The organism is Desulforhabdus sp. TSK (genome assembly GCF_022836495.1).
Taxonomy (GTDB): Bacteria; Desulfobacterota; Syntrophobacteria; order Syntrophobacterales; family Syntrophobacteraceae; genus Desulforhabdus.
Window position 1 is genome coordinate 109,119 of record NZ_BQXM01000011.1, and the last position, 19,656, is coordinate 128,774.

20 protein-coding genes are annotated in these 19,656 nt (G+C 56.6%); 14 read left to right on the top strand and 6 right to left on the bottom strand.

The genetic code is table 11. From position 1 onward, the window contains the following. Positions 1-110: 110 nt before the first annotated feature. The 5 genes from MWC30_RS08795 (at position 111) to cobA (ending at position 4,634) form a co-directional block, all read left to right on the top strand. Positions 111-1,094 (top strand): aminotransferase class IV, encoded by a 984-nt coding sequence (locus tag MWC30_RS08795; RefSeq protein WP_244083796.1) that lies wholly within the window; start codon positions 111-113, stop codon positions 1,092-1,094. A gap of 15 nt (positions 1,095-1,109) precedes the next feature. Further along, complete coding sequence (locus MWC30_RS08800; RefSeq protein WP_244083797.1) at positions 1,110-1,724, top strand: SIS domain-containing protein; 615 nt, start codon at positions 1,110-1,112, stop codon at positions 1,722-1,724. 72 nt (positions 1,725-1,796) lie between these two features. Then, the gene (locus MWC30_RS08805; RefSeq protein ID WP_244083798.1) at positions 1,797-2,033 is read left to right on the top strand and encodes a zinc ribbon domain-containing protein; all 237 of its coding nucleotides are present in this window, start codon (positions 1,797-1,799) and stop codon (positions 2,031-2,033) included. Positions 2,034-2,099: 66 nt separating this feature from the next. After that, complete coding sequence (hemC, locus tag MWC30_RS08810; protein ID WP_244083799.1) at positions 2,100-3,062, top strand: hydroxymethylbilane synthase; 963 nt, start codon at positions 2,100-2,102, stop codon at positions 3,060-3,062. Between the two features lie 42 nt (positions 3,063-3,104). Next, positions 3,105-4,634 carry a uroporphyrinogen-III C-methyltransferase gene (gene cobA / locus MWC30_RS08815; RefSeq protein ID WP_244083800.1) on the top strand — a complete coding sequence of 510 codons (1,530 nt, stop codon included), beginning with the start codon at positions 3,105-3,107 and terminating at the stop codon, positions 4,632-4,634. Between the two features lie 196 nt (positions 4,635-4,830). Here the strand turns inward: cobA and MWC30_RS08820 are convergent, their stop codons facing one another. Then, positions 4,831-5,619 carry a VacJ family lipoprotein gene (locus MWC30_RS08820; protein WP_244083801.1) on the bottom strand — a complete coding sequence of 263 codons (789 nt, stop codon included), beginning with the start codon at positions 5,617-5,619 and terminating at the stop codon, positions 4,831-4,833. A gap of 340 nt (positions 5,620-5,959) precedes the next feature. Between MWC30_RS08820 and ftsH the strand changes: the two genes are divergently transcribed. From ftsH to MWC30_RS08865, 9 genes are all read left to right on the top strand, one after another. Next, complete coding sequence (ftsH, locus tag MWC30_RS08825) at positions 5,960-7,894, top strand: ATP-dependent zinc metalloprotease FtsH (RefSeq protein ID WP_244083802.1); 1,935 nt, start codon at positions 5,960-5,962, stop codon at positions 7,892-7,894. Positions 7,895-7,960: 66 nt separating this feature from the next. After that, the gene (locus tag MWC30_RS08830; protein WP_244083803.1) at positions 7,961-9,874 is read left to right on the top strand and encodes a molybdopterin-dependent oxidoreductase; all 1,914 of its coding nucleotides are present in this window, start codon (positions 7,961-7,963) and stop codon (positions 9,872-9,874) included. A 71-nt stretch (positions 9,875-9,945) separates the two neighbouring features. After that, the gene (locus MWC30_RS08835) at positions 9,946-10,623 is read left to right on the top strand and encodes a hypothetical protein (protein ID WP_244083804.1); all 678 of its coding nucleotides are present in this window, start codon (positions 9,946-9,948) and stop codon (positions 10,621-10,623) included. A gap of 248 nt (positions 10,624-10,871) precedes the next feature. Further along, a complete protein-coding gene (locus MWC30_RS08840; RefSeq protein ID WP_244083805.1) occupies positions 10,872-11,453 on the top strand; it encodes a DJ-1/PfpI family protein in 582 nt (193 codons plus the stop codon). Positions 11,454-11,904: 451 nt separating this feature from the next. After that, the gene (locus tag MWC30_RS08845) at positions 11,905-12,324 is read left to right on the top strand and encodes a hypothetical protein (protein ID WP_244083806.1); all 420 of its coding nucleotides are present in this window, start codon (positions 11,905-11,907) and stop codon (positions 12,322-12,324) included. A gap of 172 nt (positions 12,325-12,496) precedes the next feature. Further along, positions 12,497-12,907, top strand: a complete 411-nt coding sequence (locus MWC30_RS08850) for a very short patch repair endonuclease (protein WP_256461234.1) — start codon at positions 12,497-12,499, stop codon at positions 12,905-12,907. 2 nt (positions 12,908-12,909) lie between these two features. After that, on the top strand, positions 12,910-14,127 hold the full coding sequence (locus tag MWC30_RS08855) for a DNA cytosine methyltransferase (RefSeq protein WP_244083808.1): 1,218 nt from the start codon (positions 12,910-12,912) through the stop codon (positions 14,125-14,127). Then, positions 14,124-14,756 (top strand): Eco29kI family restriction endonuclease, encoded by a 633-nt coding sequence (locus MWC30_RS08860; protein WP_244083809.1) that lies wholly within the window; start codon positions 14,124-14,126, stop codon positions 14,754-14,756. Before MWC30_RS08855 ends, MWC30_RS08860 begins: the two co-directional genes overlap by 4 nt. A gap of 164 nt (positions 14,757-14,920) precedes the next feature. After that, on the top strand, positions 14,921-16,732 hold the full coding sequence (locus MWC30_RS08865; protein ID WP_244083810.1) for a hypothetical protein: 1,812 nt from the start codon (positions 14,921-14,923) through the stop codon (positions 16,730-16,732). A gap of 192 nt (positions 16,733-16,924) precedes the next feature. Here the strand turns inward: MWC30_RS08865 and MWC30_RS08870 are convergent, their stop codons facing one another. The 5 genes from MWC30_RS08870 to MWC30_RS08890 all read right to left on the bottom strand — a co-directional run bounded on the left by MWC30_RS08870 (position 16,925) and on the right by MWC30_RS08890 (position 19,528). After that, positions 16,925-17,515, bottom strand: a complete 591-nt coding sequence (locus MWC30_RS08870) for a hypothetical protein (protein ID WP_244083811.1) — start codon at positions 17,513-17,515, stop codon at positions 16,925-16,927. Beyond that, complete coding sequence (locus MWC30_RS08875) at positions 17,512-17,844, bottom strand: NAD-binding protein (protein WP_244083812.1); 333 nt, start codon at positions 17,842-17,844, stop codon at positions 17,512-17,514. Before MWC30_RS08875 ends, MWC30_RS08870 begins: the two co-directional genes overlap by 4 nt. A 616-nt stretch (positions 17,845-18,460) precedes the next feature. Beyond that, complete coding sequence (locus tag MWC30_RS08880; RefSeq protein ID WP_244083813.1) at positions 18,461-19,015, bottom strand: GGDEF domain-containing protein; 555 nt, start codon at positions 19,013-19,015, stop codon at positions 18,461-18,463. Continuing rightward, complete coding sequence (locus tag MWC30_RS08885; RefSeq protein ID WP_244083814.1) at positions 18,973-19,137, bottom strand: hypothetical protein; 165 nt, start codon at positions 19,135-19,137, stop codon at positions 18,973-18,975. Before MWC30_RS08885 ends, MWC30_RS08880 begins: the two co-directional genes overlap by 43 nt. Then, positions 19,130-19,528, bottom strand: a complete 399-nt coding sequence (locus MWC30_RS08890; RefSeq protein ID WP_244083815.1) for a DUF3365 domain-containing protein — start codon at positions 19,526-19,528, stop codon at positions 19,130-19,132. Before MWC30_RS08890 ends, MWC30_RS08885 begins: the two co-directional genes overlap by 8 nt. Positions 19,529-19,656: the final 128 nt, after the last annotated feature.

Consider the following 19,656-nt stretch of genomic DNA (forward strand, 5'->3'; position numbering starts at 1 on the left):
AGGTGGAGCCGAACAAATTGCCGGGTTTTCTTTGAAAATCATTGCTTGTCACGAGGCCTTCCCCGCCTGAGCTTGGATGGTATCGCATAGACAGTGGAACTGGAGCCTGGATGTCTGAAACAATTCGCACTTTGAGCTTTGACGAGGTGGTTGACCGCCTCCTGCGTTTGAAAGTACCCTATCACCAAAACTATTTGGCCATGTATTCCAGCTGGTACGGGGGCATCATCACGGATCCCGCCCTCATGATGGTTCCCATCGACGATCACCTGGTTCACCGGGGTGACGGCATTTTTGAAGCTTTCAAGTGCCTGAACGGGAATCTGTATATGCTGGACCGGCACCTGGACCGCATGGAGCAATCCATCAAGGCGCCTGCCCTCTCACTGCCGTTGAGCAGGGAAACGCTGGTTCAGACCATCCTCGAGACGGTGCGACGCGCCGGAGCTCCCGACTGCCTCGTGCGCCTCTTTGTTTCGCGTGGGCCGGGGGGCTTCTCCACCAGCCCCTATGAGTGCCCGTCGAGCCAGCTTTATATCGTCGTGACGGCTCTTCACATGCCCCGGCCCGAGAAGTACGAGGAAGGCGTGACCCTCTTGACCAGCTCCATCCCCACCAAGTCCGAGTACTTCGCCAAGATCAAGAGCTGCAATTACCTGCCCAATGTCCTCATGAAGAAGGAAGCGGAAGATGCCGGAGTGGATTTCACCGTCTCGCTGGATGCTTTCGGGCACCTGGCGGAAGGCTCCACGGAGAACGTGGGGATTGTCTCCCGAACCGGGGAATTCCTCGTCCCGAAATTCCACCGCATTTTGAGGGGAACGACGATTTCGCGCCTGATGGAGCTGGTGGCGCCCCTGGTGGCTTCGGGTGATTTGACCCGTGTGGAGGAAACGGATATAACCCCCGAGCAGGCCTACGATGCTGCGGAAATCATGATGTTCGGGACCACCTTCGATGTCCTCCCCGTTGTGCGCTACGATGATCATGTCATCGGCGACGGGCGCCCGGGTCCCTGCTTTCGAAAATTTCTGGCTCTCATGCACGAGGACATGCGCAGCGGTCGGGACGTGCTCACGCCTGTGGGAAGATAGAGGAAGAGCTTGGAAATGGATCCTGTTCGGCGCGAACGCTACCGGGAGATGGCAGAGCAGGGGTTGCGCGAAAGCATCGAGGTAAAAGAGGCTTTGATGCGTGACAGCACGGCCACGATCCTCGATATGGCGGACATGATCAGCCGTGCCTTTCGGGGAAATCACCGCCTGTTTCTTTTCGGCAATGGGGGAAGCGCGGCGGATGCGCAGCACGTGGCGGCGGAGTTTGTGAATCGCTTTCAAAGGGAGCGGCCTCCTTTGGCCGCCATCGCTTTGACGGTGGATTCATCCGTGCTCACCAGCATCGGGAACGATTTTGATTTTGAAGAGATTTTTGTCAAACAACTGAGAGCCCTGGCTCAACCGGGCGATGTAGCGCTGGGGATCAGCACGAGCGGCCGTTCCCCCAATGTCGTCAAAGCCCTGAAATGGGCTGCGGAGCATCGCGTCCAGACGGTGGGATGGGTCGGAGCCGGAGGGGGAGAAATGGACGCATACTGCGATATCCTCCTGCGTGCCCCTTCGCGGGTAACGGCGCGCATCCAGGAATGCCACATCACCGTGGGCCATATCCTCTGCCTTCTGGTGGATGAGATGCTCTTCGGTCCCGCCGAGGAGCATGCTCCGTAATAAAGGGCATGTGGCAGGGGACCTCTCGGTTTCAATGCGAATCGATTGGATCGATACAATGGGAGATGTGAAATGCCTATTTATGAATACGAGTGCAATGGCTGCAGGGAAAAATTTGAGTGCCTGGTTTTTAGAACCGACGAGGCCGTCAGTTGCCCCAAGTGCGACTCGTCGGACGTTCAAAAGGTCATGTCCGTCTGTGGATTCAAAAGCGGGGGAGACAAGGGCGCTGCCAGCAGTCGCGTGGCGTCCACGACGGCATCTTCCTGTGCAGGATGCGCGGGGGGCAATTGCAGCTCCTGCCATTAAAATGGTGCAGCCAGAAGGATCACCCAGTCCGGCATATCATTGCTCCCCTTTGCAGGGAGAGTCTCAATGGAAGAAAATGAGGACGCATTGACAAACCGAACGCTTCGCATTGGAACGCGCGGCAGCTTGCTGGCCTTGAAGCAGAGCACGATGGTGAAGGAAACGCTGGAGAGCCTCTGGCCGGGGCTCCGGGTGGAGCTCCACATCATCAAGACCACCGGCGACAAGATCCTCGATGTCCCCCTGGCCAAGGTCGGAGGGAAAGGGCTTTTCGTCAAGGAGATCGAAGACGCTCTGCTGGCGGAGGAGGTGGACCTGGCGGTGCACAGCATCAAGGACGTGCCCGCATTGTTGCCCCCCGGGCTGGAGATCGGGGCTATTCCCAGGAGGGAAGACCCGCGGGATGTTCTTATCACCCGCAGCGGTGAAGGACTGGAAGCGCTGCCCCCCGGCGCCCGGGTAGGGACCAGCAGCCTGAGACGTTCGGCTCAGCTCAAGACTCTGCGACCCGATTTCGACATTCAGAATTTGAGGGGAAATCTCGATACCCGCCTGCGAAAATTGCACGAGGGCATGTACGATGCCATTTTGCTGGCTGCCGCGGGAATCCACCGCATGGGATGGGAAGATAAAATCTCCCATTACCTGGACAGGGATGCCTTCATACCCGCCATCGGGCAGGGGGCCATCGGCATCGAGCTTCGCAGTGCGGATGTGGAGGTTCGGCAGATCCTCGCACCGGTGCACGATGCGGACACGGCGGTCGCGGTCGAGGCGGAAAGAAGCCTCCTCAGGGAATTGGAGGGAGGATGCCAGGTGCCCATCGGCGGGCATGCTCTTGTTCAGGGGGACCACGTGACTTTGACCGGCCTGGTGGCCTCGTTGGATGGTCGGAGGGTATTCCGCGTCACCCGTTCTGCAGAGCGCCAGGAGGCTGAGGTGCTGGGGCGTGAGGTCGCCCGGGCACTGCTGGATCGTGGGGCTCGGCAGGTCCTCGCTGAAATATACAGCGATGGGGCAAGCAGTTAAGTCGGCCGGCGTGCCGCGTTTCTGTCACAAAAGGAAGGGTCAGTGGGAAAAGGGAAAGTATATCTGGTGGGAGCTGGACCCGGAGATCCGGGTCTTTTGACATTGAGGGCCAAAGAGCTTTTGGAGCAGGCTGAAGTCGTCATTTATGACTACTTGGCCAATCAGGAGTTTCTGAAATATGCTCCCCCCGAGGCCGAGAAGATCTATGTGGGCAAAAAAGGGGGGGATCACACCCTCGGTCAGGACGGCATCAATGACCTCCTGGTGGCAAAAGGGAGGCAGCATGTCGTCGTGCGCCTGAAGGGGGGAGATCCCTTCGTGTTCGGGCGCGGCGGTGAAGAGGCTCAGATGCTGGTGGCGGCCGGTATCCCCTTCGAGGTCGTTCCGGGTGTGACGGCGGCCGTCGCGGTGCCCGCCTATGCCGGTATCCCCCTCTCCCATCGGGATCATACCGCCAGTATGGCCTTTGTCACCGGCCACGAGCGCGAAGACTCCGACGATTCCAAAATCGCCTGGGATAAGCTTGCAACCGGGGTGGGAACCCTGGTCTTCTTCATGGGCGTAAAAAATCTCCCGCAAATCTGCCGGAATCTCGTGGACTACGGCCGCGCCCCGGAAACTCCCGTGGCGGTCATCCGCTGGGGGACGACGCCCGATCAAAAGACCGTGACGGGGACCTTGGCCACCATCGTGGATGAGGTCCGTACGGCGGGATTGAAGCCCCCCGCCATTACGGTAGTTGGGGGCGTGGTGGGGCTCAGGAAGGAGCTGAACTGGTTCGAAAACCGACCGCTTTTCGGGCGGCGTGTGGTCGTGACACGGGCGCGCGAGCAGACCAGCGGTTTCAAGGCGGTCTTGAGTCAGTTGGGGGCGCACTGCATCGAATTTCCCACCATTGAAATTCAGCCGCCGGATTCCTGGGAGCCTCTGGACGACGCTCTGGCCGGGCTGTCCACCTACCATTGGGTGATCTTCACCAGTGTGAACGGAGTCAAGTTCTTCATGGAGCGTCTCCGGGCCGCGGGGAGAGATGCGCGGGCTTTGAGCGGGCTCAGGCTGGCGACGATCGGCCCCAAGACGTCCGAAGCCCTGGAAGGGTTCGGGTTGCGCCCCGACCTGGTTCCCTCGGAATATCGGGCAGAATCCGTTTTGGAGGGGCTTGCCGGGGAAAACGTCGCCGGCAAACGCTTCCTCATGCCGAGGGCGCTGGTGGCGCGTGATATTTTACCCGATACACTCCGAAAGAAGGGGGCGCATGTAGACGTCGTTCCCGCCTATCAGACCGTCCTGCCCCAACATGGCAGCCGGGAAATCCTTCAGCACCTGCAGGAGGGGGGGATTGACTGCGTGACCTTTACCTCCTCATCGACGGTCAGCAACTTTTTCAGCCTGTTCGACAAAAACGAGATTCTGCCCCTCCTCAGGAAGACGGCCATCGCCTGTATCGGCCCCATTACGGCTGAAACGGCCCGGGAGCACGGGCTGGACATCCATATCATGCCTTCGGAATACACCATTGATGCCTTGGTGAAGTCCATCCGCGATTACTTTGAGGGGATGACACGCTCCTGATCCTTGCCGCCTGAACTCCGACGACGGGTGCGAGCTTGCCTGCCCCCGAGCCTCAATGGTGTTGATTTAAGCAACTTTCGTCATTCCGGCGAAAGCCGGAATCCGGGAAAATAGGGCCGTTCTGGACCCCGGTTTTCACTGGGGTGACGTTGAGGCAACAACATTTCACCCGGGCCTCTCCCTGGGAGCGGCCGGCCTATCTCTTGATTGCCTGCGCCCGGTAGTTCAGAAAGAAATCACGCATGGAGACATAAGGATCCAGCGCTGAAGCCTTGAAGTCTTCGTATTCTCCGATCCGCATGGAGGTGTTGTTCAGCTTTACTCCTCCCTGCACCCCGGCTCTTACGGCCATATTCGGCGCAAGGTAATAGATGGGGTTGAGAAAGGTATCGGCTGCAAAGCCGATGGTGTCCCGGCCGGTGGAAGGCCCGAGAATTGGCCAGTTGATAAAGATCATGGGTCTCATTCCATAAAAGCCCAGGGTCTGCCCAAAATCCTCATCGTAGGGTTGCAGGTTGAAGTGGGTGTTAGCGATGTCGAACATGCCGCCAAAACCCAGGGTCGAATTGATGACGAACCTGGAGAGCTCCACTCCGGCTCGCTTGAATTTTCCCTGGAGGGTGTTGTTGACGAATCGTATGGGAAACTGGATGTTTTCGTAGGCATTCTTGATGTCTGTGCGAATTCCCGGCGGAATGACCTTGCCGTAAAAGGTGCCCACGGGCTTCAGAAACCAGAAATAGAGCTTGTCGTTGAAGTGAAAAAATGCCCGGTTCATGGGCTCCAGGGGGTCCCGCGTGGCGATGTGATCTTCTCCGAAGGGCTCTTCGTCCTCATCCCCATAATTATTATTCTCTGCCGCGAAGGCTGGAGCAGCAAAGGAAAAGGGGCTGCCCGATTTTTCCTGCATTCCTCCCCACAATGTACACAGTGCAAACACGAGCAACACGATCGAGAGCCTCGACACCTTCACGGCTGGATGCATACCTACCCCCTTATAATGGTTCAATCTTCACCCCGATGAATTGACAATTCCGGTAGACCACAACTCTTAGCAAAAAGCGATCCATGGACCCAGCCTTGAAGAATAGGTCCTAATTGTTTCACAATATACCCCGCAGAATCGACAAAAAATATTCTAACACCCTGACCCCGCTTGGCAAGGAAAAGTCGGCCACGGCAGGTGGGATAGCTTTGCATATCCTGGCAGTTGTTATATTATTCCAGGAAAATTTGATAGATGTTTTCTTTCGAAACGGGGGGCGTGCGAGCCGGGAAGTGTTCAGCCTGCCAGCCGGCCTGTTGACCGGGGAGGAAGGGGTGAGATGGCAAAGAAGAGCGACGAACAGATGAATCCTTTGGAAAAACTGATGGAACGCCTTAGAAATGCCTCCGGGGAAGGGGGATCTCCCCAGAAGGATTCCTCCCAGCGGAAAGTCCATTTCTCCTTTTGGTACTTCATGCTGGCCCTCCTCTTGATCTCCTGGCTGCAGGGGTACATGGCCGAGCCCCAGCGGGAGCGGGTGCCCTATTCGCAATTCAAACAGTGGGTGCGGGAGGGACGGGTCGAAAACGTCGTGCTGGGCCCTGAAAGGATCCGGGGGGAGGTCCGAAACGATAAGGAATCCGATAAGGATAAGGTGAAGCACTTTGTGACGGTCCGCGTCGAAGACCCGGAACTGGTGGGGCTGCTGGATCAGCATGGCATAGAATATTCCGGCCTGACGGAAAACAAATGGATCGGCGTCATTCTCTCCTGGCTGATGCCCCTGGCCATTTTTGTCCTCTTTTGGAGCTACCTCATTCGGCGCATGAGCGGGGGACCCCAGGGGGTGCTTTCCGTGGGGAAGGCACGCGTCAAAATTTTTGCGGAAAAGGAAATCGGGATCACTTTCGATGACGTGGCGGGCATCGATGAGGCGAAGCAGGAGCTCCAGGAGATCGTGCAGTTCTTGAAGACTCCCGAGAAATTCCAGCGCCTGGGGGGAAAAATTCCCAAAGGGGTGCTGCTCCTGGGGGCTCCCGGAACGGGAAAAACCCTCCTCGCCAAAGCGGTGGCGGGGGAGGCGGGAGTCCCTTTTTTCAGCATGAGCGGTTCAGAATTTGTGGAAATGTTTGTGGGAGTCGGAGCGGCCCGCGTGCGGGATCTTTTCGGACAGGCCAAGGAGCAGGCCCCCTGCATCATCTTTCTGGACGAGCTGGACGCCCTGGGAAAAGCGCGTGGGCTCAATCCCATGGGAGGCCATGACGAGCGGGAACAGACATTGAATCAGCTCCTGGTGGAAATGGACGGCTTCGATCCCCGTTCGGGGGTCATCATCATGGCGGCCACAAACCGCCCCGAAATCCTGGACCCCGCCCTCCTGCGGCCGGGGCGCTTCGACCGCCACGTGGCCATCGACAAGCCCGATATTCGGGGGCGGGAGGCCATTCTCAAGATCCACGTCAAGAACGTGAAGCTCGGTGCCGATGTGGACCTCAAAAAGATTGCGGGCATGACCCCCGGCTTTGTGGGGGCGGATCTGGCCAACCTGGTGAACGAAGCCGCCCTGTTTGCTGCGCGGCGTGATCGCGAGGAGGTCATCATGGTGGATTTCCAGGATGCGGCCGATCGCATCATCGGCGGCCTGGAAAAGAAGAACCGCGCCATGAACCCCAGGGAGAAGGAGATCGTGGCGTATCACGAGTCCGGCCACGCGCTGGTGGCCATGTCCATTCCCCATGCGGACCCGGTCAATAAAATATCCATCATTCCCCGGGGCATTGCAGCCCTCGGCTACACGCAGCAGCTTCCGACGGAGGACCGCTATCTCATGACGCGTGATGAGCTGTTGGACCGCCTGCAGGTGCTGCTGGGGGGGCGGGTGGCCGAGGAAGTCATTTTCGGAGACATATCCACGGGGGCCCAGAATGATCTGCAACGGGCGACGGACATTGCCCGCAGCATGGTGATGGAATACGGGATGAGCGAACGGCTGGGGCCCATGACCTATACCCGTGAGCCCCGTTCGGCCCACCTGGATATGGGGATCGGTCCGAAGGAGAGGGAATTCAGTGAGCGCACGGCCCAGGAAATCGATGAAGAGATTTCCCGGCTCATTGAAGAATCTCACGGAAAGGTCCGCAATGTTTTGAACGGCCACAGCGACTCGTTGAAAGAACTGGCTGGAATCCTCCTGGAGCGGGAATCCATCGAAGGGGATGAACTGAAGAAATTCATCGAGGCTTTCAAAGCCAAGGCCTCTTCGCCTCAGCCATGAAGGAGGGATGGGGATGCTTCTTCCGATGCTTCGCTTCCCAAACAGTAATGTTCACGGAAAAATCCCATGAGAGCCATCACGGCCTGCAACCTGGATTGCCCCGATGCCTGCTCGCTTCTTGTCTGGACCGACGCCGAGGGCAATCTTCAGCTGAAGGGAAATCCGGATCATCCGTTCACCTCGGGTTTCACCTGCAAGAAATCCAGGAATTTTTTCCAGCGTCTCCAGAGCTCCCATCGGCTCAAAACACCCCTTTTGCGGGTAGGGAAGGGCTGGGAGGCTATCACGTGGGACGAAGCCCTGCAGCTTTGCGCTGAAAAGATCGCGGAATACCGGAAAGAACCGGCGTCCATCCTCCACTTCCACGGCGAAGGGGCCAAGGGAGTTTTGAAGCAGGCGGGGAAGCTCTTCTTTGCGCGCCTCGGCTCTTCCCAGGTGAAGGGATCCCTTTGCGATGCCGCGGGCTATGTGGCCTGTGTCATGGATTTCGGGTCCCGGGACAACAATGACATCACCGATCTCCTCCATGCCCGCCGCATCGTCAATTGGGGCAAAGATCTTTCCCGGAGCTCCATTCATACGGCCGCCCTCGTGCAGAAGGCCCGCCGCGACGGCTGCCGGGTCCTGACCATTTCTCCCGGCGGAGACGGCAATGGCCCCTTTTCCCACAAAACCGTCCGCATTCGTCCGGGTACCGACCGCTTCCTGGCCGCGGCTCTCATCCGCCTTCTCCTGGAACGGCAGGGAGCATCCTCCGCCATATTGGAGCGCACAGGCAACGGGGAGGCGTTTCTGGCCCTCATCCGTTCGCTGGATGTGGACCGCCTGCTCCAGACCTGCCAGGTGGATCCGGAGGGCCTGGAGAGCATTTACTCCTTTTACGCAGCCCCGGAGCCGACGGCGACCCTCATGGGCGCGGGAGTACAGCGGTATGCCTACGGCGGCGAAAATATGCGGTTCATCAATGCTCTGGCGCTCCTTTCGGGAAACATCGGCCGTTCGGGGGGTGGAACCTATTTTCACCTCCATTCCCTGAGGAACCTGAACCTGGACTGGACCAAAGACCCGGATCGCAAACCCCGCCGCTCCCTCCTCATGCCGACGGTGGGGCGCGACATCCTCGCTGCCGAAGATCCGCCCATTCGCATGCTCTGGGTGGAGGGCTCCAATGTCGTCAACCAGGCGCCCGATTCCCACGAAGTCGTGAAGGCGTTCGAATCCATCGCCTTCAAAGTCGTGGTGGACGCCTTCATGACGGATACGGCGGAACGTGCCGACTTGGTGCTGCCCTGCGCCCTCATGATGGAGCAGGAAGATGTGGAAGCTTCCTACCTGCACGATTTCGTCCATTATGTGAGACCCGTGCTTCAGCCCCCCGGGGAGGCGCGGAGCGATTACTGGATCCTTTCGGAGCTGGGCAGGCGCCTGGATCCTCCCATCATCCTCCCGGACCCGGAAACCTGCTTCAGGCGCTCCCTCGACACGCCCCACCTGGATGCTTCCCTGGAAGAGCTGCGCGAACGGAACTTCGTGCGGGCCAGGCGACGGCCTGTCGCCTATGTCGGTCTGCAGTTCGACCATGCCGACGGCAAGTACCGCTTTCCGGAAGCCCTCCATCCCGAAGCCCCACCGCCGCCGGGGTATCCGCTCCGCCTTCTGAGCCTCATTCGCGGTGAAGCCATTCATTCCCAGATTTTGCCCGAAAAGCAGGAAATGCCTCCCCTGGTGCGGGTGGCCCCGGATTGTCGCTCCCTGGAAGGCTTGAACCTGGAGGAGCCGGTGGCCCTCGTTTCCCCCCTGGGGCGCCTGAAAGTCAGGGTGACCTTGTTGGAAGGACTGCACCCGGAGGTCGTCGTCTACCGCAGGGGGGACTGGATGAAACTGGGCGGGGGAGCCAATCAGCTCATTGCCGCCGCTCTCTCGGATGTGGGGAAGGGAGCACCCTATTACCAGCAGTATGCGAGGCTTGAAAACGAATGAAGCGGGTCGAGCCGGGCGAAAGGCGCGAACAGTTCAATGACAGCTGACCGTTGAGAAAGGGAACAAATTCCATGACTCCATCTGAGCAGACCATTCCGCGGGAAATTCTCGAATTTTGTGAGCGCTGTGCCGAAGGCCTTCGGGGCTTGAAGAACCCCAGAGACTGCATCACGTATATCCAAAAGGAGCTGCCCTTACTCCTGCGGGAAAGGGATCTTTTCATCGGGCTCCTCCAGGATGCGGTGGGAGGGCACAGCTTCCTGGACCCCCGCCGTCCCACGATGTTCGACAACGAGCTGGTCGTCTATGTGGCACAGGACCGGCTTTTTTCCCTGAGGATGTACCTCTGGGGGCCCGGTGAATTTTCGACGCCCCACGACCACAACGCCTGGGGAGTCCTTGGACCCCTTTCGGACGGGTACAGCGTGACCAACTATCGGCGTGAAGACGACGAAAGTCGGAAAGGCTATGCCCGCTTGACCGAAGTGGAGCATTTTACCCTGAACCAGGGGGAAACGACCTCCACGCTGCCGTTGAAAGCAGGCATTCACAAGACGGGAAACCCGACGGAGGAAACCCTCATTTCCCTCAACCTGTATGGGAAATCCCTGCCGCGCGGGTACATCAACGGGTTCGAGCTGGAAACGAACCGCGTGTTCCCCATCCTGCCGCCCCGGCGCAAGAAGGAGTATCTCCTGTTCAGTGCCCTGGTCACTTTGAAAAAGGATGCGGCCGGCCCGGGGAATTAAGGGCATTCGGAAGGAGCATCTCAGGCACCTGAGCCGATATTTTCCAATGTTGCCAACCCGTCATTCCGGCATGCTTCAAGCCGGAATCCAGGCACACGACACAGGGGGCATGTACTGGCCGGCTGGAAACGCCACACGTCAACCTCCAGACATACTCTCCGGGTTGGGCAAAGCTTTGCAGGGTTATTTTGTATTCACCCGACCTGTAAACAGTTCAAGGAAGGAAAGATACCAGAAAGGAGCGCATCATGAGTGTAAAGAAGATTTTGATGATTGTCGGTGACTATGTAGAAGACTACGAGGTGATGGTGCCGTTCCAGGCGCTGACGATGGTGGGGCACACGGTCCATGCCGTTTGTCCCGGCAAGAGCGCAGGCGACACAGTACGCACCGCTATCCATGATTTCGAGGGAGACCAGACCTACAGCGAAAAGCCCGGCCACAACTTTGCCCTCAATGCCGCTTTCGCCGACGTGCGGGCGGAAGACTACGACGCGCTGGTGATCCCCGGCGGTCGCGCCCCCGAGTACCTTCGCCTGAACGACACCGTGCTGAAGATGGTGCGTCATTTCCAGGAAGCGGACAAGCCCATTGCTGCCATCTGCCATGGGGCGCAGATCCTCGCTGCAGCAGGAGTCGTAGAGGGCAGAGCCTGTTCCGCATATCCGGCGGTGGGGCCGGAAGTCACCCGCGCGGGCGGTAAGTATGTCGACATACCCGTGGACAAGGGCCACGTAGACGGCAAGCTCGTGACCGCACCCGCTTGGCCGGCGCATCCCGACTGGCTCGCCAAATTTCTGAAGGTGCTGGGAACGAAGATCGAGCCATAGCCCGCCACTGGAGAATCTCGTCCTGTCATTTGGAGCTGAGCAAAGCGAGGAGAAGTGGTTGCTGTCGGAGCATCACGATTCCTTGTTGTCAGCTTGAAATGACAGGTCTGCACCAAAACGTCATCACCTGCGTCACCAGTGGGGCTGAGCGGTTACGAAGCCAGTATGTGGTATGCCCGCATGGTGCATTTGATCGTCCGGTAAATCGAGGGTGAAAGGATGATGGGGGAAGGTTTGCCCGCTATCTGCAAAAACTCATGGGCGATCTGTGGCTGTTTCTCGTTGATGATGGAGTTGAACCCACCAACGAGTCGCTCCAGCCGACCTCACCCCCTTTGGTTCTTTTGAGCTTTGGTGTGGTGTCAGCGGCGGTTTTCCTTTTTGGTTTCGTGAGGGGCGCGCCGGTTGAGCCTGGGCGTAGCCTCATCTAGCCATGAATCGCGAAGAGTCTATGAACATCGAAGAATTGGAACAGGCAATCCGGCAGTGGGAGAGCGCTGTTGAATGGATTGCGAGGGGCTGGGACAGCATTGAGGATTACACTCACGATCTCCAGTATCGTGAAGACCTTGAAGAAGCGCTTTCGTGTTATTTTCGAGAGAGATTGTTCCAGAACCGTTGCTTCGCCGGATTACCACGGCCGATGATTCATTTCGAGAGGCTACGGTTGCCTCTCGCCTGTGTATTTGGCATTGTGGGCCACAGTTCCGGCATTACCCGAATGGACATGTTGAACTCCTGTTTAAACCCTACGATCAGGAGACATATTGGTATTATTATCGTTGGCAGCCAGATTGTCCATACTCATGGCGAGAGCACGACGGTATTAGCTATCAACGAGAGATCCACGGTCTCGACTTTGAAAACATGAACGTGGCGGAGCTCAAAGGTGCAGTCAGACGCATGGTGGCGCGCCGGCATGAAAAGTTACAGGGTGAGTATAGTGACAGAAGCCAGCACCACCCCAACAGCGACTCGTTTTCTCCCATGCCGGTCTAGCAAGCTGCTCTTCTGGCGTGACAAGATTCGTGAATAGTCCAACCATGGACACACTTACAGTTCGAGAAAGAAGCCGCCGCATGTCCCTGGTGAAGGCCAAGGATACCGGGCCGGAAATGGCGGTCAGACGGTTGGTGTACTCACTCGGTTACAGGTACCGACTTCACGCTGGCGACCTGCCGGGAAAACCCGATATTGTGTTCAGAAGCCGAAAGAAGGCAATTTTCGTGCATGGATGTTTCTGGCATAGGCATGAGGACTGCCGACTGGCGAGGCTGCCTAAGTCAAAACTGGATTTTTGGTTGCCAAAACTCACTGGAAACAGGGAAAGGGATAAAGCCAACCAAGCTAAACTGAGTGACATGGGATGGAAATACTTGGTAGTATGGGAGTGTGAGATAGCAGATCCGCAATCACTTGAGGAACGTATCATTCGTTTTCTTTCGGAGGGATAGAGATGAAGTCCGTTGAGCTTTTCGCTGGTGCTGGGGGATTGGCGCTAGGTCTAAGTTTCGCAGGCTTCAATCACGGTGCCGTGATCGAGTGGGATAAATGGGCTTGTGATACCATAAGGGAGAACAAGGCATCTGGTTTTCCATTGGTGAGAGACTGGGAGGTGTTTGAAGGAGACGTCAGAACATTCGATCTTGCCGGCCTGTCCGGAAAGGTCGACCTTGTTTCCGGAGGTCCCCCATGTCAGCCTTTCTCGCTCGGCGGGAAGCATATGGGACGCAAGGACGAAAGGGATATGTTTCCCGCAGCTGTTCGAGTTGTCGGGACACTAGCACCACGAGGGTTCGTCTTCGAAAACGTGAAGGGTATCACCAGGGCCTCGTTTGCCAATTATTTCCAATATATAATCTTGCAGCTATCCTACCCCGAAATTATCCCAAAGCCCGACGAAGATTGGACCGATCATTTAACGAGACTTGAACGGCACAAGACCTCGGGAAAAGTTAATGGACTCACGTATAATGTCGTGGCGCGGGTCCTCAACGCAGCCGATTATGGCGTTCCGCAACGACGAGAAAGAGTGTTCATCGTTGGCTTTAGGAGTGATCTCAAAACGGAATGGGCCTTCCCAAAAGAAACCCATTGCCTCGATTCGCTGATTGATCAACAGTGGGTAACGGGCGAGTATTGGGAAAGGCATCAGGTTCCCGTGGCAGAGCGGCCTGACATTTCGGAGCGTTTTGCCGATAGGCTGCCGAGATTGCGTCAGCTTCGGTTTCCATATGCGCGAAAACTGAAGCCATGGCGCACGGTGCGCGATGCTATCGCCGGTCTACCAGATCCCAGACACGCTGGTGGAAGGGGGCTTTTTCACGACCACACCTTTCAACCCGGGGCAAAAGCCTATCCCGGTCATACAGGCAGCCCACTCGATCTTCCCGCCAAAGCGCTCAAGGCTGGTGACCACGGCGTTCCTGGCGGCGAGAATATGATGGTAATGCCGGATGGCTCCGTTCGGTATTTTACCATTCGCGAGTCCGCAAGACTTCAAACGTTTCCCGACGGGTTCCGATTCCACGGTTCGTGGACTGAAACGATGAGACAGCTTGGCAACGCGGTTCCCGTGGCGCTTGCTCATCGGATCGGTGGGAGTATTGCTGCTCATCTTCTGTCCGAGGAGGAAGTCCAGTTGAAAGAGACTCTCACGGGAAGGCATCCATGAACCCAGAGATGCCGTACAATCCTCTTGACAAGCATAATCTGGGAAAAAGCGTCGCGGATGCACTTCTTGCGAGGCAGAACACAGCGCTGGGCGAAATCGAGGCTTTCTCCGGAGCCGGCATATACGCAATCTACTACTCGGGTAAGTTCAGACCCTATGCAGCCATCTCGTCTCGGTCGGACGTTCTTCAACGCGAGATACCCATCTATGTCGGGAAGGCAGTCCCTCCAGGTGCTCGAAAAGGCAATTTCGGTCTGAACTCCGATCCCGGACAGGCTCTTTTCAGACGACTCAAGGAACATGCCGAGAGCATAAGGCTGGCGACCAATCTGGAGGTACGTGACTTCCATTGTCGATATCTTGTTGTCGATGATATTTGGATACCCCTTGGCGAAGCTCTTCTCATCGCGAAATTTTCACCACTTTGGAACAAGATCATTGACGGGTTTGGCAACCATGACCCCGGAAGCGGTCGGTATAACCAGTTGCGCTCCAGATGGGATACCCTGCATCCAGGTCGACCGTGGGCATTCAAATGCCAGGAACGTCCTGAAACGCAAATACAAATAATCGAAGAATTACGGGCCTATCTACTGACCGCGCCTGACACCATTATTGGCGACGAATAAGGATGGATCGTGAGAGCAAAGCGAACCACGATCTATCCTTATATGTTTAATTAAAATCAATTATTTGCAATGGAGATGCAGTCAAGATGGACAAAGTCTAGCTAAGATCATCCTCTCATGAGACGGGCACTCTCGTTCCCGTGTCACCCTGGAGAGCATGAGTCATGATCGATATTCGGAGAATACTTCTTATCATGCTTCCGGCCGTCTTCTTCATGACGCAGGCATGCAGCACGGAAGCGAGGGCGTACGTCCGGGTTGTGCAGGACGAGGAGGTCTGGTGGTTCGAGGATGGGCAGGGCCGGAGATTTTTCTCCCTGGGGGTCAACTGCATTGGCGGGTGCTTCGGGCATGCGGAAGATCTGCCCATGGAGTCATCGAGAAGGCAGCGCATTGTTTCTTTTCTGAAAAGCGAAGGGTTCAACACTGCAGCCGGTTGGAGCAGCCCTTCCGTCTGGCCCGATTTCTACGTGGCCGATCAAATCTACACGGGATTCCAGGAAGAACGCCATGATGTCTTCGATGACGCCCTGTGGAAAGAGCGGTTCGAACCCTGCATCCGTGAGGAAGTCAAACCCTTTCTGGGGAGGGAGAATTTCATCGGCTATTTTGTCGACAACGAGCCGAGGTGGAACCCGGTCGACATCTTTCAATTTTACCTGAGCCTTTCCGGTCAGCGACCGGGAAGCAGAGCGTTTACAGCTTTCCTGAAATCCTTCTACAAGGGGAGCATACAGGCTCTCAACAGGGAGTGGGACTGTTCCTACGGGGGCTTCGAAGAAATCCCCGAATCCCCGCCGCCCAAAAGGTACTCCACGGCGATGCAGCAGGGAGTCCTCAAAGCCTGGAGAAACGAGGCGGCAAAAACCTACTACCGGCGCTATGTGTCCCTCCTTCGCTCCCTCGATCCCCACCACCTGATCCTCGGCGTCCGCTACAGGAGCATCCCGGACCTGGATCTCTTCAAGACCCTCTCGCCTCTCTTCGACGTCGATTCCGTCAACCAGTACAATCGCTACGGAAACCTGAAGCCCGAATTTCAAGCCCTGTACAAGGCCTCGGGAAAACCCCTCATGATCACGGAATTTTCCTTCTCCGGCTTTCCCGAGCCGGGGCGCCGGTCGATGCTCTTCGTGGATGTCTACTCCCAGGAGAATCGGGGCAGGGGCTACAAAAAATATGTGCTGGAGGCCGCTCGTGCCCCGTTTATGGTCGGGATGCACTGGTTCTTCTGGATGGACTACCCGAAGCGGAATGAGTCCGACGGCGGCTTCCTGCCGGACCAGAATGTCGGGCTCGTCACGACGGATGAATCCTGGACCTACGGAGAGCTTGCCGAGTGGATCAAGGAGACAAACCGGGAGGTCCACGCCGCCCATGCCGCCGCCCGCTCCACGGGACCCTCCGACCCTCCGCCCTTGCGAAAAAGCGTTCGGCGGTTCACTCCAAACCTGGATGGAGACACCTCGGAATGGCCGGAGCAGACCGCCGTGAAGCCTTCAGAGCTTGAATCCCTCCGTGACGCGCCCTCCCTCCGGCACACCTATTTTATTTCCCAAGACGATGAGGCGCTTTACATCGCAGGGGATGTCTCCGACAGTCATCTCGATCAGCCCGGGGGCGATTGGGCCTGGACCGGAGACTACCTTTTCCTGCATTTGAGCCCCGAAGGGCCGCCTGAACCGAACTCCCCAGAAAAACTCAGCATATCCATATATCCCGGAGGATGTCCCGCCGGGGCTCAACTCCGGGCGGTTCGTTGGGACGGTTTCGGAAAATCGAAGGCAATCCCTTCCATTGTGGCAAAGCGGTTCAAAGAGGGAGGGTTCAGCATGGAGGCAAAGATCCCGTGGTCCTCCCTGGAAGACTTCAGGCCCTCCCCCGCATCCCCGTGGATGCTGACCATAGGCTACCAGAACACCAATGAAATCTACCTGGCGTCCTGGCGCGGCATCGTTTTCTTCCCTGCCTTGTGAGGCAGGATTCCTCCCTCTCCCGGAGACTTGTCCAATGTTGCCCGATCGGCAAGGCGTTCTGGAGCCCGCGGTATTCGGAGCATTGGTACTCGGTCATGATGGACTTGAATTCGGGCAAATACCGACTTCAAAAAAGGATTTTCTTGGGAAGAGCAAGGAGCAGGAGGAACGCACCCTTGCCCTCCCGTGGAACTACTTCAGCGTCAACGTTCCGGTTATTCTCGGAATAACGAATGTGTGGCAGAGCCAACCGTTTTCAATTGTTGCACCTTGTACCTTCAGATTGGTGCCCAGCATGGGTCGAAGATCGACGCCAGGGATGCTGGCCAACTTTGATTCAGAACCGGTGCAAGGTTGAGCATCCGCTGCAGGACAGGTGCAGCCAAACCCGCCAATGGCCGTGCACGATAATGCAGTGTAGCCCCAAAACACATCCGGAGCACCGGTGCGGTCTGTCATGCCCAGAACCAGCCGCTTGCCTGCATACTCCCCGTCCGTGAAACACACGATAAGCTTGAGCCAGATGATGTCATTGTCCTGACCGCACACTCCAACATTTTTGAAGCCTTTATAGTTGAGATCAACGATCCAGTTTCCAACCTTTGAACCATCCAGATCGTACACCTCTCCAATAAATGAGGTACCGTACCTGATGGCACCGACATCTATTCCTTTGGAAACCTCAATGCCCTTGAGCTCAAATGAAGCTCTGTCCGCAAAGGCAGTGCCAGCCAACAAGACGTAGAAAGAAAGCAGTGCAGCGATTGTAGACCATCTTCTCATAGTTTTCTCCTTTCGTGTTGTATGGGTAAGTATGGAAACGCCAATGCACAATGGAGCTTTCCAGCCACCGTGCGGCATCGCTCAGCGTCCAGGTTGACTTCGTCGCTGTCTGTGACGGCCAATATAAAGTCCGATTTGGCAACCCCTGCATCTTCGAGCACCCTGGGGTTGGAACCGGATCCATGGAGGGTTTGGATATCAGGATGGTCGGTCATGTGCCGGAGTGCATTTTCATCCTTGTCGATGACCACGACTTCCTTTTGCTCGGAAGAAAGCCACTCGGCGAAATAAAACCCCACATCCCCAGCACCCACAATGACCACTTTCACGGGCAATCTCCTTGACGAATTGTGAGCATCCTTAGGGAATAGAAGATGTTGCAGATAATGAAATATTGTACTCAAAAAGGCTGAGTTTCAAAGAAAAATGTCGTTGACCTGAATAATTTTTGAAGGGTGCCCCGCCCATTTGCCCTCATCCTTCACATACCGCTCAAAATGATCATGAAGGCCGAATTTTCGTTGCTCTATCATCCATCCACGTAGCGAATGCGGGGCAGGTTTCAGTCTGTGGCAGATACTATAAGGGAGGAACCTTCACCGGACACGCGGACAGGAAGATGAAGCGGTGCACCCCGACTCGGAGATGTTTTGCCCATGCTGCCAAATAATGAAGTACAGCAAGCCGGTGAAGCGATGCTTTAACGGATCCCTGTATTCAGAGATCCGTTCCTGTTTCTACCTGCCGGTCATCCAATGAAATTATGAGGGAATATTCCAGTTGTAATTCGGAGGAATACAGAAGAAGACGCCGCAGGGCTATCGACAGCTTGGCGTGTTTGCGAAAAGCTTAAAGTAGACCAGAACACTGTATTGTGGCGGTATGAAGGGCCGGCGGAGAAAGGCCCCTGGTACCCGTCTGCCATCCGCCATCAACACAGTGACTTCAAGCCGCAGCCCGTCGATCAAATGCGGTGGGGGGCGGTTCTGAATAACACACCCGATCCCGCCCACTCTCCTTCGCCCGATAAAGGGCCTCGTCCGCGCTCTTGATCAGGGCTTGCATGGTGTTTTGCGTCACCGAGAAGGAGGCGACACCGATACTGACAGTAACCCTCAAAGTTTCTTCATTCTTCAGCGGTATAGGTGCCCTACCGACGGCAGCGTGCAGGCGTTGTGCAAGCGTCTTACTGTCCTCGATGCTCGTCTCCGTCGCAATCACCAGTATCTCCTCGCCACCGTAGCGGACCACGAAATCGGTGTTTCGTACTTCCTGTTTGATGGTTCTCGCCACCACTCGCAGCGCCTCATCACCGACCTGATGACCGTGGCGGTCATTGACCAGTTTGAAATGGTCGATGTCCAGCATCATGACTGACAGCGGTTTGTCATAACGTTGTGCCCGCTTGATCTCCTGGCCAAGCAGCTTCTCGATCTCGCGCCGGTTTTTCAGCTGGGTCAAGCCATCATGCGTGGACGCATATTCGATACGCCGCAGCAAACTGCCCCCACGATATCGGATGTGGTGATGCCGAACAGACCGATGATCCAGATACCGAGATAGCCCAGGCTGAACCGGTGCACCACTTTGCTGTTCAGCTGATCATAAGGCGTCTTATCCACGAGAATGCTCAACCCCCCCAAGAACCTGCGCATGCTTTTCGGTGAGAGTGAGGTGGCAACGCCTGCATCCCGGTTGAGTCTTCATCGGGTACATCAGGCGAAAGACATTTTGTCCCTCACTGCTGACGAAACCGGATATCTCCTGCCTGCCACTTCCCAGGGCGTCCAACGCCTGTTTTTCCCATGCGTCGGGAAGATTCGAGGGGTTCATCGGGTCATGCGAGGTTAACCGTATGCGGTCCCCTGTCCCGCGCTCGAACTCGGCCGATATCTGGCGCAGGACAGCAGGGGAGTTCAACAGCGTCAATTTTCGACCTGATGGGGTTTCGATGTCCCGTTCTGCTATCGTTGACAACAAAGGATGCGGGGTAAGCTTGTCATCAACTTCCACAGTAACTTCTCAAAAAGTGTAGGTAGGCATAAAAAAGTTCGGGACTTCAGAACACAGTTTGTGCTATGCATATGGGGCATGAGAGCAACTATTCAGATACCCAACATCCCGGAAGAAGCAAAGAGCGA

Coding starts and splice junctions, on each gene's coding strand:
- MWC30_RS08795 (WP_244083796.1), top strand. CDS start 111: ATGTCTGAAACAATTCGCACTTTGAGCTTTGACGAGGTGGTTGACCGC.
- MWC30_RS08800 (WP_244083797.1), top strand. CDS start 1,110: ATGGATCCTGTTCGGCGCGAACGCTACCGGGAGATGGCAGAGCAGGGG.
- MWC30_RS08805 (WP_244083798.1), top strand. CDS start 1,797: ATGCCTATTTATGAATACGAGTGCAATGGCTGCAGGGAAAAATTTGAG.
- hemC (WP_244083799.1), top strand. CDS start 2,100: ATGGAAGAAAATGAGGACGCATTGACAAACCGAACGCTTCGCATTGGA.
- MWC30_RS08820 (WP_244083801.1), bottom strand. CDS start 5,619: ATGCATCCAGCCGTGAAGGTGTCGAGGCTCTCGATCGTGTTGCTCGTG.
- ftsH (WP_244083802.1), top strand. CDS start 5,960: ATGGCAAAGAAGAGCGACGAACAGATGAATCCTTTGGAAAAACTGATG.
- MWC30_RS08830 (WP_244083803.1), top strand. CDS start 7,961: ATGAGAGCCATCACGGCCTGCAACCTGGATTGCCCCGATGCCTGCTCG.
- MWC30_RS08835 (WP_244083804.1), top strand. CDS start 9,946: ATGACTCCATCTGAGCAGACCATTCCGCGGGAAATTCTCGAATTTTGT.
- MWC30_RS08840 (WP_244083805.1), top strand. CDS start 10,872: ATGAGTGTAAAGAAGATTTTGATGATTGTCGGTGACTATGTAGAAGAC.
- MWC30_RS08845 (WP_244083806.1), top strand. CDS start 11,905: ATGAACATCGAAGAATTGGAACAGGCAATCCGGCAGTGGGAGAGCGCT.
- MWC30_RS08850 (WP_256461234.1), top strand. CDS start 12,497: ATGGACACACTTACAGTTCGAGAAAGAAGCCGCCGCATGTCCCTGGTG.
- MWC30_RS08855 (WP_244083808.1), top strand. CDS start 12,910: ATGAAGTCCGTTGAGCTTTTCGCTGGTGCTGGGGGATTGGCGCTAGGT.
- MWC30_RS08860 (WP_244083809.1), top strand. CDS start 14,124: ATGAACCCAGAGATGCCGTACAATCCTCTTGACAAGCATAATCTGGGA.
- MWC30_RS08865 (WP_244083810.1), top strand. CDS start 14,921: ATGATCGATATTCGGAGAATACTTCTTATCATGCTTCCGGCCGTCTTC.
- MWC30_RS08870 (WP_244083811.1), bottom strand. CDS start 17,515: ATGAGAAGATGGTCTACAATCGCTGCACTGCTTTCTTTCTACGTCTTG.